This window comes from Bacillus sp. LLTC93 (assembly GCF_002993125.1).
Taxonomy (GTDB): domain Bacteria; phylum Bacillota; class Bacilli; order Bacillales; family Bacillaceae; genus Bacillus; species Bacillus zhangzhouensis.
Map to the genome: position 1 here is coordinate 441248 of NZ_PVME01000001.1, position 15922 is coordinate 457169.

Annotated in this window: 14 protein-coding genes and 1 other annotated feature; of the genes, 5 read left to right on the plus strand and 9 right to left on the minus strand. The window is 42.0% G+C overall.

What is annotated here, in order from left to right:
• Positions 1-33 precede the first annotated feature (33 nt).
• Positions 34-1362 (plus strand): CoA-disulfide reductase, encoded by a 1329-nt coding sequence (locus C6W18_RS02370; RefSeq protein ID WP_105925727.1) that lies wholly within the window; start codon positions 34-36, stop codon positions 1360-1362.
• Between the two features lie 67 nt (positions 1363-1429).
• Here C6W18_RS02370 and C6W18_RS02375 read toward each other — a convergent pair whose 3' ends face one another.
• Both C6W18_RS02375 and C6W18_RS02380 read right to left on the minus strand, forming a co-directional pair.
• Complete coding sequence (locus tag C6W18_RS02375) at positions 1430-2206, minus strand: SDR family NAD(P)-dependent oxidoreductase (protein WP_034319836.1); 777 nt, start codon at positions 2204-2206, stop codon at positions 1430-1432.
• Between the two features lie 12 nt (positions 2207-2218).
• A complete protein-coding gene (locus C6W18_RS02380) occupies positions 2219-3169 on the minus strand; it encodes an MBL fold metallo-hydrolase (protein WP_105925729.1) in 951 nt (316 codons plus the stop codon).
• A gap of 169 nt (positions 3170-3338) precedes the next feature.
• Positions 3339-3550, plus strand: a binding site (T-box leader).
• 41 nt (positions 3551-3591) lie between these two features.
• On the opposite strand from C6W18_RS02380, the gene proC reads away from it, so the two are divergent.
• On the plus strand, positions 3592-4419 hold the full coding sequence (gene proC / locus C6W18_RS02385; RefSeq protein WP_105925731.1) for a pyrroline-5-carboxylate reductase: 828 nt from the start codon (positions 3592-3594) through the stop codon (positions 4417-4419).
• Between the two features lie 50 nt (positions 4420-4469).
• Here proC and C6W18_RS19910 read toward each other — a convergent pair whose 3' ends face one another.
• The 5 genes from C6W18_RS19910 to C6W18_RS02405 all read right to left on the minus strand — a co-directional run bounded on the left by C6W18_RS19910 (position 4470) and on the right by C6W18_RS02405 (position 9724).
• Positions 4470-4613: a hypothetical protein gene (locus C6W18_RS19910; protein WP_160171269.1), complete on the minus strand. Its 144-nt coding sequence runs from the start codon at positions 4611-4613 to the stop codon at positions 4470-4472.
• Positions 4614-4627: 14 nt separating this feature from the next.
• A complete protein-coding gene (locus C6W18_RS02390; RefSeq protein WP_105925733.1) occupies positions 4628-5116 on the minus strand; it encodes a DinB family protein in 489 nt (162 codons plus the stop codon).
• 19 nt (positions 5117-5135) lie between these two features.
• Positions 5136-6392 (minus strand): MFS transporter, encoded by a 1257-nt coding sequence (locus tag C6W18_RS02395; RefSeq protein WP_105925736.1) that lies wholly within the window; start codon positions 6390-6392, stop codon positions 5136-5138.
• Entirely contained in the window at positions 6392-7741 is a 1350-nt protein-coding gene (locus C6W18_RS02400) for a coproporphyrinogen-III oxidase family protein (protein ID WP_105925738.1), read from the minus strand. Before C6W18_RS02400 ends, C6W18_RS02395 begins: the two co-directional genes overlap by 1 nt.
• 369 nt (positions 7742-8110) lie before the next feature.
• Positions 8111-9724, minus strand: coding sequence for a M20/M25/M40 family metallo-hydrolase (locus C6W18_RS02405; RefSeq protein ID WP_105925740.1), 1614 nt, complete (start codon positions 9722-9724; stop codon positions 8111-8113).
• A gap of 140 nt (positions 9725-9864) precedes the next feature.
• On the opposite strand from C6W18_RS02405, the gene namA reads away from it, so the two are divergent.
• Both namA and C6W18_RS02415 read left to right on the plus strand, forming a co-directional pair.
• Entirely contained in the window at positions 9865-10881 is a 1017-nt protein-coding gene (namA, locus tag C6W18_RS02410) for an NADPH dehydrogenase NamA (protein WP_105925742.1), read from the plus strand.
• Between the two features lie 118 nt (positions 10882-10999).
• Positions 11000-11764 (plus strand): alpha/beta fold hydrolase, encoded by a 765-nt coding sequence (locus C6W18_RS02415; RefSeq protein ID WP_105925744.1) that lies wholly within the window; start codon positions 11000-11002, stop codon positions 11762-11764.
• Between the two features lie 46 nt (positions 11765-11810).
• Here the strand turns inward: C6W18_RS02415 and C6W18_RS02420 are convergent, their stop codons facing one another.
• Both C6W18_RS02420 and rnz read right to left on the minus strand, forming a co-directional pair.
• Positions 11811-13118 carry an aspartate aminotransferase type Ic gene (locus C6W18_RS02420; protein ID WP_034319817.1) on the minus strand — a complete coding sequence of 436 codons (1308 nt, stop codon included), beginning with the start codon at positions 13116-13118 and terminating at the stop codon, positions 11811-11813.
• Between the two features lie 139 nt (positions 13119-13257).
• Positions 13258-14187 carry a ribonuclease Z gene (gene rnz, locus C6W18_RS02425; protein ID WP_105925746.1) on the minus strand — a complete coding sequence of 310 codons (930 nt, stop codon included), beginning with the start codon at positions 14185-14187 and terminating at the stop codon, positions 13258-13260.
• 222 nt (positions 14188-14409) lie between these two features.
• On the opposite strand from rnz, the gene zwf reads away from it, so the two are divergent.
• A complete protein-coding gene (gene zwf / locus C6W18_RS02430; RefSeq protein ID WP_105925749.1) occupies positions 14410-15885 on the plus strand; it encodes a glucose-6-phosphate dehydrogenase in 1476 nt (491 codons plus the stop codon).
• Positions 15886-15922: the final 37 nt, after the last annotated feature.

Consider the following 15922-nt stretch of genomic DNA (forward strand, 5'->3'; position numbering starts at 1 on the left):
ATTCAGTTTGATAGATAGAAGGGAGCACACCAAATGAAATATGTGATGATTGGCGGAGATGCAGCAGGAATGAGCTGCGCTATGCAAATATATAGAGAGGATCCAGACGCACACATTGTTGCTTTTGAAAAAGGAGAGATTTTCTCATATGGGCAGTGCGGACTCCCCTACTTGATCGGCGGTCTCATTAATCATCACAGAAAGCTCATCGCACGCAGCGCTGAAACCTTTCGCGACAAATATGGAATTGATGCCAGATGCTTACACGAAGTGACCTCTATTGATCCAGAGCAAAAAACGGTGTCAGGGGTTCACACCAAAACAAAAGAACCATTTACAGAAACGTATGACCGTCTGTTAATTGCGACAGGAGCCAGCCCCGTTACACTGGATTTAGATAGCCAGCCATTAAAAGGCGTACACGTATTAAAAACAATCCCGCATGCGCTGTCCATTTTAGACCATTTAAAAAAAGACGTCACACATGTCACCATCATCGGCGGAGGATATATCGGCTTAGAAATGGCAGAAAATATAAAAGCGCTAGGAAAAGACGTTCATATCATTCAACGAGGGGAAACACTTGGTCCAGGCTTTGACCCCGATATGGCAAGATATCTTAAAGAAGAAGCGGACGATCAAGGTATTCATGTGGTGCTTGGAGAAACCGTACAGACATTAGAGGGCCAGACACATGTAACAGCTGTTCACACAGACAAACAAACCATTGAAACGGATATGGTCATCATCGCCATCGGTGTCACTCCGCAAACAGCCTTTTTAGACAGCACAGGGATCAAGCGGCTTCAAAATGGGGCAATTGCGGTGAATGAATACATGCAGACCAATGTAAAAGACATCTATGCTGCCGGGGATTGCGCAGCGACCTATCACCGCATAAAAAAAGCACTGGATTATATTCCACTTGGCACGACAGCGAATAAACAAGGGAGAATCGCAGGCTTTCATATGACGGGGACAAACCGGGCGTTTCAAGGCGTGACCGGAACAGCGGTGATGAAATTTATGGACGTGACAGCGGGACGAACGGGTTTATCAGAAAAAGAAGCAGAAGAAGCGGACATCCCATTCTCCACCATCACCATTGACAGTACTGATCACGCTGGGTATTACCCAGATGCGCACAAAATGAAAGTAAAACTGATTTACAGAAGCGATGACCACACCTTGCTTGGTGCCCAAATCATCGGTAGAGACGGTGTAGATAAACGAATCGATGTCATGGCAGCTGCCCTTTACCAAGAGCTGACCATGACAGACCTTGAAGATTTAGATATTAGCTATGCACCGCCTTTTAACAGTGTATGGGACCCGCTTCAGCAAGCTGCAAGGCGTGTATAGAAAGACTATAAATGACGTCTTATCCAACAGAAAAAGAAACCAGGCGATGGCCGGTTTCTTTTTTGTGTTATTTTTTCATCATCGCTTTACGTGCTGCCTTTTCAAATAAAAACGGGAATAATTGATACAGTTTACTCCCAGCGTTCATCCAGCCGGGCAGATTGATCTCTCTTTTTTTCGTCATCATGGCAGATACGACCTTCCCTGCCACCTTATCAGCACTAAGCATCATAAAATCAACGTTCTTCACATATTCACCGCTGCGATCTGCGATGGTAAAAAAATCTGTGGCAATCGGTCCTGGGTTCACCGTCGTGACGTGAATCCCGCAGTCTGCCAGCTCCATTCTGAGGCTGTTTGAGAATCCGAGGACGGCATGCTTTGATGCTGAATAAATCGCAGATTTGGGAGTGGCAATTTTCCCTGCCTGAGACGCGATGTTGATAATATGTCCCTGCCCTCTTTGTTTCATTTCTGGGATGACCTTTTTCGTGCAGGCAATTAAGCCAAACACATTCACCTCAAACATCGATACCATTTCCTCAATGGACGCATCTTCTACAAGATCGAATACACCAAATCCGGCATTGTTGACCAAAATATCGACAGCTCCCACTTCTTGATACGCTCGATCAATGTCCTCAAGCTGGCTGACATCAAGCTGAGCGATGTGACACACACCACCAGCGCTCATGATCTTTTCTTTCACACCAGCAAGCTTTTCAATTCGTCTTGCTGAAATGATGATTTCTGCACCTTCTGTTGCTGCCAAATAAGCCATTTTTTCACCAAGGCCGCCAGATGCACCTGTAATCCATATTCTCTTTCCTGTTAATCGCCCCATGCGTTTCACTCCTTAGTTTGCTCGGTAATAGAGGATGCCGTCTTTTTGCACTTCTTCAATTTGTCCAGCCGCTAAGAGTACATCCAGCTGCCCTACCGTCTCAGACATCGTTAAAAATAATGCTTCTTCATACAGCACTGGAAATAGCGTGCGGCAAAGATGAAAAGCGGTCATTTCTTTTCGTTTGAGCAGCTGACAAATCGTATTTGCCCGCCTCTCTTGTTTCTTAAATCTTTCTTCGATCAATTCATGATGAGACGTAATCAGCTGACCGTGTCCCGGATAGATGGTCTTGATTGGCAAACACAATAATCGATTGAGTGATGCTTTATATTGAAGTAGCGATTTTTGACGTTCCTCGCCTTCATTCGGCGCTTCCATTAATGGGTTGGAGGAAATGGTCGTCAGCAAAAGGTCGCCACCAATGAAATTCCCCGTTGTTTCATCTAAAAATGAAAGATGAGACTGAGCATGTCCAGGGGTCTCCATTACCGAGAAGTGTTCATGCCCCTTCAAACGATCGCCCTCTTTTATGACGTCATCTACATGTGCAGTACAAGAATATGTATAAGATTGCTTCACGATTTTTCCACACTCATCTTGACGAAGCGGCACACCTAACTGCTGAAAAAAACGATCCATAAAGTCTATTTGGCGCTGCTTAAATACTGAATCCTGACTAATATAGGGCTCATTTAACTGGTGTCCAATCACACGGACATGAGGTTTCATCAAATTTAAAAGGCCGACATGATCTGCATGATGATGGGTCAAAACCACTTGATCAATATCGTCTATCGATAAATGATGTTCCTTTAATTGCGCGACAAAGGCATGCTCCGCCTCCTGTGTCATCGGCCCGCAATCCACTAAGGTCACGGCCTCTCCTTTTAATACATATGCATGCACATCCCCAACGGCAAACGGTGTAGGGATGGATAATTGAATGATGTCTTCTTTCACTTTTATACGTCATCTCCTGCTTTTTGACTCATGAATGAGCACAACTCAATCTTCTTTATTCATTGTATCTTGCAAAGGGCAGACTGTCATGCGGTTTGGATGGTCAATTTTTTTATCTGACCCTATTGACACAAACTTGTCCATCGTTGCATAATGAACAACAAATATAAGATGCGCGATGACAAGGATTAGTAAGCAAAATAATGATGTAAGAGAGTGAGGTCCGCTGGCTGTAAGACTTCACCATCCTCTTATTTGCTGAACCTGCCCTTTGAGCTGTTAGGCAAACCTAAACGTTTCCCGCGTTAAGGGACTAGAGCTGAGTATGCATGTTTGCATGCTAATTGAGGGTGGTACCGCGAAAAACCTTTCGTCCTTTTCTGGCGAGAGGTTTTTTTATTTTCTACAAGGAGGAGCAGCTTATGAGTAAAATTGGATTTATCGGCGCAGGCTCGATGGCGGAGTCTATGATTAAAGGTTTATTAAAAAGTGGCATCATGTCCAATGAAGATATCATTGTCACAAATAAATCAAACGAAAAACGATTAGACGAATTGAAGGTGCGTTATGGAATCAAAACGGATTTCTCTCGTTCCTTTATTTATGAAGAAGCGGATATTTTGGTATTTGCTTTAAAACCGAAAGATGCGGAAAGCGGGATTTCTGAGGTACGCCCTTACTTAAATGGACAGCTGATCATTTCTATTTTAGCGGGTATTTCCATTGAAACGATTCAACACTATGCTGGCGGGAAAACTGCGGTGGTTCGCGCGATGCCAAATACATCAGCGGCGATTCAGCAATCAGCAACAGGCATTGCCGTAAGTGATGAGGTCACTGAGGAGCAAAAGAAAAAGGCGGTTGAGTTGTTTGAAACGATTGGTCATGTGACGGTATTAGACGAATCACAGCTGAATGCTGTCACAGCAATCGCAGGCAGCGGCCCTGCCTTCATTTATCATTTGATTGAAGGAATGGAGCGAGGCGCTTCTGAACTTGGGATGGACCAAGCAACAGCAAAATTGCTCATTTGCCAAATGATTGCAGGCGCTGCCAATATGCTTCAGGATAGCGGAAAAGAACCTGCTGAACTGCGCAAAGAAATCACAAGCGAAGGCGGAACAACAGAAGCCGGACTGAACACACTTGCTTCCTATCAATTTGAAGAAGCGGTTGTCGATTGTGTAAAAACAGCGACAAAACGCGCAGCAGAATTAAACGACATGTTTTCAGCGGGCACGTATAAGTGATATGAAAAAGCACCTGTTTCGATGACAGGTGCTTTTTCACATATGCCCATCTATTTTTTCTCGCTAGTGACTGGATTTGAACTGTGTGATTCACACTTTGGTTCTTTCTGTTCTTTTTGAGAGAAGGCTTGTTCTAATAGAGAATCACGTGCTTGATAAAAATTCACATCAATTAACAATTCTTGATGCTTCATTTATTAACACCTCCTCATGTAGATGATTCACTCATTGACATGATGGCTTTGATTTGAGCCAGATGATGATTTTCATGTAAAGCGATGGTTTCAGCTAATATTTGAACTGTCATCACGCCTTCTTCCGGATGCAAACCTGATTGATCCCATATATCCTTTTCTAATAACTGAAGCGTTTTGCTTCTTCTCTCTTTCAAGCGATTGATCATCGAATTGATCTCCTGAGCATTATACAATTCATAAGCTCTTTCCTTCACATAAATTTCAGGATCATACGATTGAAAAGGCGTGTGATCACTTGATATCGCCTGCTCTATTCGCTCTGACCAGACTTCTTCTGTATCAAACAAATGTCCGGCGATTTGTTTGATCGACCACTTGCCCTCTCCTATAGATTGATCTAACGTGTGCTCATCACATGTCTGCATGAGCTCCTCAAGCTCACGAATACTCGTCTGGAGCGATGTGATGATTTCTGTTTTTGTTAATTTTCCAGTTTCCATTGCGTAATCAAAGTCTCCTTTACAGTGAATGCATTTCTATTTTGGATTTATCTTGATGATCCCCTTTCAGTAACAGTAAGCTATTCAACAAGCCAGCTACTATCACAAGGCCTGCCATCCCTAGAGCGATGACATGTATAGGAATCCAATCTCCTATAAAAGCCATGATGATAAACCCACTAATATAAAATATGCGCGATAATGCAAGACCTACCGAAAAAACCCTGGCTCTTAAATGACTGCTTGCATAGGTCATGATGTTTGTAGAGTACAAAACTTCGACGGGGCTATATAATAGATTGGCTAATAAAACAACAAACAAAAACCCAATAAAAGACGTTTGTTGATAGGAGAGTGCATGTAATATCGCCAACAATATTATTGCTAACGTTGACCACCTTTTATAAAACTGAAAGGAGAATTTCACTTTTTTAAAGTACGCTGCGAGTGTAATCCCACCAATAATTTGTCCTAGTCCACTTATTGTATGGCCAAGTCCCAAGCCAAAATTCCCTTCTCTTGCTATTTCCAAAATGTACAGACTAAACAGAACATAAACGATGCTTAAAGCAAATTCCCTTGACATCAATATCCATATGGCACTTTGAATTTTGGGTGACCCCTTGATTTCTTTAATGCCCTCTTTAAAGCTTTGAACATACGACACATACTCTTTTTTTTCAGACGCTTCTTTCGCTTTGATAGGAATTAGCAGCATGGCTGATAATAAAAATGTCATCGCATCTACTAAATAAATTGTAGAAATGGACCAGATTTCTGTCACCAATCCACCTAACCCTGTCGCAATGAGCATAGAGGCGCTAAAAGATGTGGCCAGTATACTATTCCCCTTAGAAAGCTGCTCCTTGTCTATGATTTCAGGTATCATAGATGAACGAGCAGGCAGATATATACCCGAGAAAGCACCATTTAACGCTAATAACAAATAGAGAATAAACGGTGTAACATTCATTGTGACAACTAAAACAAATCCCAGTCCAATCATGAAACGTGCCACATCTGCGAATATCACAACTTTTTTGTAAGAAAACTTATCAATAATTGGACTCAAAAGCATAGATGTTAAAATGAGAGGGAGCATTGAACAAATAAATAGAATACTTAGGTGGGTCGCTCTGCCAGTGAGTTCATAGATTAAACCGATCGTCGCAATCGTTCTAAACCAATCTCCAAAGGCAGATAAGTTTTGTCCAATAAAGAAACAAACAAAGTTTTGATCTTTGAAAAGAGATGCCGTTTCTTCCTTTAAAACCATTAGAGGAGCACCTCAGTCGTCTCATACCACCCTAGCTCTTTTTGCATAAACTCCACGGCTTGATCATAATTTTCTTTTTCCTTTTCTGGTATAAGGTCAACTAAAATCGCAGGATACCATGGCTTCGCTTCTTCCTTGATAACAAAATATTGCTCCGCCTCCTCAACTACTCCTTTCATCATGAGGAATTGTAGTTTACGATAGATTTCCTCACGCTGTGGCATTTGATTGAGGTGCGTTTTTTCTATTTTCATTGTTTTAGGGAAAAAGATGAGTCTTCTATCAAAAGCATGATACTCTCTAGATTTAACGATAGGTAATTCTTGATTCGTTAGGCTTTCAATGTATCTTTGAGTATTTCTTTCATTTGCCCATATCATGCCTTGCATGTAGGAGATCGCTCCTGTCCCCAATCCAATATATTGATCTTCGTAACCACCGTAAATCACTTCGCCATATTGAAAACGTTTATTCTGATGCTCCGGAGCCATAAACGTATAGACATAATTTTGATGCCAGCCATTCGTTTTTAAGTGACGATACATTGCGTCACTAAACTCAAACTTTTCTTTAGGATTTGGTGGCATAGGCACCTTCCCTTTATTGATTTTTGATAACCATCCCTTTGAACAAGCAATGTATTCTAATGGATAAGTATCAATACTTGTGCTCCCTAATGCCATCACACCATTTATGTCCTCTATCATCTCTTCTATCGTTTGGCCAGGCAACTGATATAGCAAATCAATATTATAAGACTGAAAATGACGCTTCATTAAGTCAACAGTCTGAGAGATTTGATCAAAACTAGCCGTTAAATTGAACATTTTCCGATAATGTTCGTTTAATGTTTGGACACCAAAACTTCCTCTATTTGCTCCGCCTTCAGCCATGGCAGCCACTCTTTCCGTTGTAGCTGTTTTTGCTTCACATTCAAAAGTCCATTCATAATCAGGAGATAGTGTGAAATTTTCTTTTATTGCAGTCGAAAGTCGATAGATTAGTTCAGGGGGCATAATGGAAGGAGTCCCTCCACCAACGAACACCACATCAAAAGTCATTTTTTGGATATTAGGGGATTGTGATAAAATACGCATCTCATTGATTAAAGCATCAATATACTTTCCGATAATGGGCTCATATTTCGTAGATTTAATAAAAGGACAAAACGAACAGATGGTGTCACAGAAAGGGATATGTAAATATAAAGCATTTTTCCCTTTTTGAAATGTTCGTTCTTTTTGAATAAATTCTGTCACACGAGATTGTGCTCCTTCTTGGCTAGCTTGGCCAAAAAACGGATAAAGAAAATTCCATAAAGGCGGATGCTCTTCATAATAACTTTTCATTTTTGACAATTCTCTCACCCAACTCTCGTCTATTTTTATTCCTCATACAAATTCACAGAGAAGCTGAATACTTCGCTTCTCTGTGATGCACTCTGTTCAGTAAGTATTCATTCAACTCATTAAATCGCGATCCATTCGTTACGTTTCATTTTAATCACCTCCTTACAATTAGGATAATTGTAACTAAATTACATAATTGATTATAATAGACTTTTCTGAATATTTCAATCATTTTCACTATTTTTTGTAAGGACTATTGTTTCAAACATCAACTTCCGTATATGACTTTTGGTAGAATGAAGAAAATATATACTGAACATTCACAACCAAAAGCCCTATCATCAAGATAGGGCTCTTCATCACATATGCTTAATTTTTTTCTAATAAAGCATGAATCGTTGATTCTAGTAACGACGGCAATATGCCGAAAGAGAACGGGACATGCAGCCGTTCTGTCCATTTGTGCGGGTCCTTTCCTAATGGACCAACATTGATGACCGGAACGTAAAGAGCCTCATTTTCTCCTTGTGGTAATGAATAGCCTTTTTGGTAAAGAGGCATGTTGGTCGTGTAATCACCTACGTTCTGTTTTTCGAGCTGTAAGTAGCTTAGATCAGACAATCCGGGGAAATATTTCACTTCTTCTACTTCAAGTCCATAGGCCTCTTTTGCCTCCCTTTGAATCTTCTTTAAGGTCGTCTGGATATGCGGATCATCCGTTGAAGACACAGAAGGGTAAAATGGCGGACTATAAAACAGAACAATCAGCGGTCCCTCTTCCTTACAAAGCGTCGTCAGCTCTGATACGATTTTTGTTGAAAAGTCGCGATCTCCAAGCTCACCTCGGTTCGCGAATGCATAGTTGACAATTCGCTCGACCTCCTGCGCACCTGATCGTTCAGCCGCTTTTTGATACAGCTCTTGATACGTGAGAACCGTGATGCTCGTGTCAATCGGGGTAAAATGTTTAAAGCGCTGAAATTCAGCTGTTTTCTGTCTAAGATTGGCCTCGATTTGGACTGCTGCTTGTTTCGCAGTGTCGTAGAGAAGCCCGTGCAGCTTTTCACTTGAGCGTTTCATCATGAGCACGTTAAATAAAGAAACAGCCGTGTGAGGCGTTTGAACGGAATAGGCTTCTTTCAAGTCCTTCTGCATCAAATTGGTCGGAGGCGGCGTCACTTCACCATCTACTTCCTCACAATACTCACTATTCAGCTCTAACAACCGGTTTAGTTCAGACACCATAAAATTTGCATTTAAGCCTGAGAATGGCTCTCCTACATGCGTTTCAATCCCTTTGCAAAAAAATCCGGCAAGCACCTTCCCTATACTGCCTGTATAGATATATTGGTGCGTATCACCTGGATACTTTTCAAACATCGGCTCACTGTTTAAACACGCGGCATAGTCAAGCCCATATTGCTCCTTGAGCTCCTTAAGTTTCGGGACAGCCTCTAGCATTCCCTGTGAATTCACCTCTTCATCTGGGACTGTGACGAGCAGGACATTTCCTTCAAATCTCTCCGTCATCGCTCTTTCCAGCATAGAGAGCTGGACGGCGAGACCTGCTTTCATATCCATGGCACCTCTTCCAAACAGCCAGTCGTCTGAAGCTAAGTCCTCTCTTGCCCTCTTTGGAAGAAGCGCACTTTTTTGAGAAAAGGATGCCATCAACTCTTCGGGCTTACACGCCATATTTTGAAATTCTCCGTAATCCTCTGTATCGACTACATCAAAGTGACTGAGAAGCAAAACGGTGCGAGACAGCGTGCTTCGCTTCACTAGAGCCGTTAAATAATACCGACCATCTTTCATCGGGTGCAAAGCCAAATGATCAGGGTTCTGCTCAAAATAAGGCCGCTCCCTCAGCAAGTAAAATAAATATTCCGCTAACGCTACTTCTCCTGTTGTACCAGATATGCTTTCATACTGCATAAGAGCTGTGAGCAGCTCTTTTAGTTCACTCTCTGTTTGCCATTTCATCCGTTCTCCCCCTTTGTTGTCTCTTTCCCTTCATTATACAAAAACGTGTAGGAAAGCTATATTCTTTGAGCACCTTTTATGACGAAAGTTTGAATGGCTGTTATAATCGGCTATACAATTTAATGAGGAGGCGAAGGTATTTGGAAACAAAACTCTTTTCACCTTGGACATTAAAAGGTGTTACGCTCAAAAATCGAATCGTGATGTCCCCGATGTGTATGTATTCATCCTATGACCGTGATGGGAAATTACAGCCTTTCCACTTTGCACATTATATTTCCCGCGCGCAAGGTCAGGCTGGGCTGATCATGATTGAGGCAAGCGCTGTTTCCCCTGAGGGAAGAATTAGTGATCATGACCTCGGTATTTGGAGTGATGAGCACATTGAAGGATTTGCCTCATTAAACGAACAAATCAAAGCATACGGAACAAAAACAGCCATCCAGCTCGCCCATGCAGGACGTAAGGCTGAGCTAGACGGTGACATCCTTGCACCATCCAGCATTCCGTTTGATGAACGGTCTAAAACACCTGTAGAGATGTCTGTCCATCAAATCAAAGACACCATTCAGGCGTTTCAAGATGCGGCTGTCCGGGCAAAAAAAGCTGGCTTTGACATCATTGAGATTCATGGTGCTCATGGCTATTTAATTAACGAATTTCTTTCACCACTTGCGAATCAACGAACAGATGAGTATGGCGGTTCACCAGAAAACCGTTATCGTTTCTTACGAGAAGTCGTTGATGCAGTCAATGACGTATGGGACGGACCTTTATTTGTCCGTGTATCCGCTTCTGATTACACAACAAAAGGACTTGATATTGCTGATTATATCGGCATTGCCACATGGCTGAAAGAGCAAGGGGTCGACTTAATTGATGTCAGCTCAGGTGCTGTCGTGCAGGCCAAAATCAACATATTCCCCGGCTACCAAGTGACGTTCGCAGAGAAAATAAAAGAAGGTGCCGGCATTCAAACAGGAGCTGTCGGTTTGATCACATCTGGTGTACAGGCAGAAGAAATTTTACAAAATCATCGTGCTGACTTGATCTTTATCGGCAGAGAATTTTTACGGGATCCGTATTTCCCAAAAACAGCTGCTAAAGAGCTTCGTACATCCATTGAAGCACCGCATCAATACGATCGCGCTTGGTAAATTATCTAGGAAAAAGGTGTCTATTTTTTGAAATAGGCATCTTTTTTGTTTTTAAGAGAAACATATTTGCCTTTTGTGCCGTCTTTTAGCTAAAGAACCACTTAGAGGAGATGGAAGAATGAACTCGGCAATGATTGAAAGAACTTATCATATAGATGGACATCACTTTTCTACAAAGCATCGTCAAGGTAAAAGACAAGCCACCATTATCTTTGAAGCAGGCTACGGTATTTCTGGAGACACATGGGCGAATATCGCCCGTGATATTGACCCGGAGCTTGGGGTTTTCTTATACGACCGTTTAGGAAATGGAAACAGTAGTCATAGCGATGAAGGAAGAACCCTGCATGACCTTGCAGATGATTTAGATATGCTGCTGAAGCAAGCTAATATTCAGCCGCCCTTTCTCATTGTGGCTCACTCATTCGGTTCGCTTGTCAGCCGGTTATGGGCAAGCCGCAGAAGAGAAGATGTCATCGGCATGGTGCTGTTAGACCCAGCAAGTGAGGAGCAAGAGCAGGTCATTCTGCCACTTTTATCAAAGGAAGAACGTGCTTCCTATATGGCGCAATTCACAGCAGAATGTACGCATGAGGACTTTCAGCAAATGCTGAACACGATCAAAGAGGAGCAAACGCATTATGGGATGATGCCACTCCTTGTCATTTCCTCAGGTAAGAGCAGATTGTTTCATCCAGCGCATGAAGCTTGGCTTAGACTTCATAAACGAATGCTGACTTTATCCTCACAAAGTGGATGGATTCAGGCGCAGAACAGCTCGCACTATATTCATCATGATGAACCACATATTGTGCAGCTTGCAATCTATGATGTATGGTGTGCAGCCAAACAACCCGTTTCCTATTATCAAACAGCCAATTAAAAACAAAAACTCCTTGACCAGTCATGAGTCAAGGAGTTTCTTTTCTTTATGCCGTTGGGGCAGATTGACTTTTTTCAGAAAGCAGCTTTTCAATGCTGACAAGCTGAACACATAACGTAAAGATATCAATCGCTTGCTCTAGTTCTTCAAGTGTTGGGAACGTTGGCGCAATGCGAATGTTACGATCAAGCGGGTCTTTTCCATATGGATATGTCGCCCCTGCACCTGTCAGTGTGACACCTGCTTCTTTTGCTTTTTGCACAACAGCTTTTGCGCAATGATCAAGTGTATTTAAACTAATGAAATATCCGCCATTTGGCTTGTGCCATTCAGCGATGCCTTTTCCACCAAGCTTTTCGTCAAGGATAGAAAGAACGAGGTCAAACTTTGGCTTAATGATCGCTGCATGCTTTTTCATATGTTCCTTCAAGCCTTCTGGATTCTCGAAGAAACGAAGGTGTCTTAATTGATTGATTTTATCTGGTCCGATCGTTTGTACCGATAATTGCTTTTGAGTGAAGCTCACATTGTCTTGACTAGACGCCATCAGTGCAACACCTGAGCCTGGGAATGTAATTTTAGAAGTAGACGCAAACATAAACACACGGTTTGGGTGTCCTGCTTCCTCTACTGCTTGAAAAATATCTTTTAACGTATCAGGTGTATCTGTTAGATGGTGGACTGCATATGCATCATCCCAAAAGATACGGAAGTCGTCTGCTTTTGTTTTCATAGAAGCAAGACGGTCAACGACCTCATCTGAATACGTTATGCCGTCTGGGTTGCTATATTTCGGTACACACCAAATGCCCTTAATGGCTTCATCTTCTGCGACCAATTTTTCTACCTGATCCATGTCAGGTCCATCAGCCTTCATATCTACCGTGATCATCTCTATGTTAAATAGCTCACAAATGGCAAAATGACGGTCATACCCTGGGCTCGGTGCAAGGAATTTTACCTTTGGCAGCTCTCCCCAAGGTGTTTTGCTGTCATATACGCCGTGAGTCATGGCACGGGCAATCGTATCATGCATCATATTGAGGCTGGAATTACCGCCAATAATGATTTGTTCTGGCTTCAGATTGAGCACATCTGCAAAAAATTTCTTCGTTTCAGGAAGGCCTGTCAAGCCGCCATAGTTTCGCACATCTGTGCCATCCTCAGCTGTCATCGCATCCTTTGATGTCACAACATCGAGCATGCCCATAGACAAATCGAGCTGTTTTGGCGATGGTTTACCTCTAGACATGTCTAAGTGTAAGTTTTTACTTTTGTACGTTTCATACTCATTTTGTAGTGCCAAATAAAGGTCATTCAATTCTGCTTCACTTAACGCTGTAAAACCGCTCATCTTTGATTGTGCCTCCCGTATTCTTCATAGTTTGATACGTCATTTGTTTTTTCTTCACCATTTTACCACTACCTGAAAAAGAGCGTCATCATAAATATCAAAAAAATCACACAACTATTTTTAACGATTCATCCAATTTTTACAGGGTGCGGTCAACAGTAAAAGAAGAGAAATCATGTGCAGCTTCTGTCAGCGGGAATATATCTCGGGCTTCTTTCAACAGTTGTTTCAGTGCCTCTTCTCCTTGATACCGTGCACTAATATGGGTCAAAATTAGTCTTTTTGCGCCTGCCTCCTGCGCTGTTTTCGCTGCCTGTTCTGTCGTGCTGTGATAATAATTGTAGGCTAATTCTGCATCTTCTTTACCGAATGTTGCTTCATGGACTAACACATTCGCATTCTTGGCAAGCCTTCTTATATTCTCGCACAAACGAGTATCTCCTGAAAATGCAACAATCCTCCCTTTTTTAGGGGGTTCCAAATAATCGGTTCCGTCAATGATTCTGCCATCTTCGAGTGTAACGGTTTCCCCGTTTTTTAACTTCTGATACAAAGGTCCAGGTTTTACCCCGATTTCTTTTAGGTCTTCGGCTTTTAATGCACCAGGTACATCTTTTTCTACAACCCGATAACCGTAAGCGGGGATACCGTGAGACACCCGTCTTGCTTCTACTTGAAAGGTATCATCCTCAAAAACGACACCTTCATCTATTTCTATGATATGCAGCGGATAGGTCAAATGCGTTTGTGTAGCTGAAAGTGCCGCGTTCACAAAGGCTTTGATGCCCTTTGGACCATAGATCGTCAATTCATCCTCTCCGCCTTGAAAGGACCTGCTGCCGAGCAGCCCTGGGAGACCATATACATGATCACCGTGCATATGCGTAATAAATATTTTCTCAATCTTTCTCGGTTTAATCGTTGTATGTAATATTTGATGCTGCGTCGCTTCTCCGCAATCAAAAAGCCACACTGCTTTTCTCTCCTCTAAGAGCTTTAGCGCTGTGCAAGTGACGTTTCTTGTTTTTGCAGGAATGCCTGCACCTGTTCCTAAAAAGAGCAGTTCCATTACTTTTTCCTCCTACAGCCGGTATACAATATCTTCATTCATATAGAATACATGAAGACAAGGTAAATGTGAATTCAGCGGAATTTTTGAAAAAAGTCAAACTAGAGCAGAAAAAGTCGAATCAAATGTTTGCTTTACGAACAATGAACCTTTAAAATAAAGAAAATGTACATACATTCTCGGTTTTTACTACAATGCTACGAATAAAGTGAGGTACTTTTCGTGAATACAGAAACTAACAATCCAAAAGCAGTCATTGTCATTTTTGGCGCAACAGGAGATCTTGCCAAACGCAAGCTCTACCCTTCTATACATAGACTTTATCATAGCGGAAAACTTGGGGATCAATTCGCCGTTGTAGGTGTTGGGCGCCGCCCATGGTCTCATGAGGACCTCAGAGCTGTGGTAAAAGAATCTGTCTCTTCTGATGATGCAGAAGCGAAAACAGAGGAATTCATTTCTCATTTCTATTATCATGATTTTGACGTATCAAGCCCTGCTTCCTACCAGGCACTTAACACTCTTCTTTCCGGTCTTGAAGATACGTACAGTATCCCAAATAACCGTATGTTCTATTTAGCCATGGCACCGGAATTCTTTGGAACGATTGCAAAGTTCTTAAAGAGTGAGGGCGTATCAGAAACAACCGGCTGGTCACGTCTTGTCATCGAAAAACCATTTGGACATGACCTGCCAAGTGCCAAAACGTTAAATGAAGAAATTCGTGGTGCATTTACAGAAGATCAAATTTATCGTATTGACCACTATCTCGGTAAACAAATGGTTCAAAACATTGAGGTCATTCGTTTTGCGAATGCGATCTTCGAACCACTTTGGACAAACCGCTATATTTCAAACATCCAAATTACATCTAGTGAATCTTTAGGTGTAGAAGACCGGGCTCGATATTACGAAAGTTCTGGTGCACTAAGAGACATGGTTCAAAACCATATGCTTCAGATGGTCGCACTTTTAGCAATGGAGCCTCCAATTAAGCTGAATACAGAGGAAATCCGAAGCGAAAAACGGAAAGCATTGCGTGCTCTTCGCCCTTTCTCTAAAGATGAGGTCGATCAATTCTTTGTCCGCGGTCAGTATGATGCTGGTACGATTAATGGCAACATGGTTCCTTCCTATCTTGAAGAGCAAAATGTTGACCCGAACTCTAATACGGAAACATTCGTTGCAGGGAAGCTGCTGATCGATAACTTTAGATGGGCTGGCGTGCCATTTTACATTCGTACAGGAAAACGTTTAGAAAAAAAATCCACTCAAATCGTGGTTCAATTTAAAGATATTCCAATGAACCTGTACTATGGAAACGGGAATTCCATGCATCCAAACTTACTCGTTATTCACATTCAGCCAGATGAAGGCATTACCCTTCACCTGAACGCTCGTAAGCTCGATGGCGGAACGTATGCGAAACCAATTAAGCTCGACTACCAAACGAACTATAATGACATCATGAATACACCAGAAGCATACGAAAAGCTAATTCATGACTGCTTATTGGGCGATGCAACAAACTTCGCTCACTGGGATGAAGTGGCACTTTCTTGGAACTTTGTTGATCCAATTTCTGAGAAATGGGCAGAAAACAAAACCTTAAAACCAAATTATCCTGCTGGTTCTATGGGACCGAAAGAAGCAGATCAGCTTCTAGAGAAAGACGGATACCATTGGTGGAATATATAAAATCGATACGAAAAAAGAGCAGTCTCCATAGGGGTTC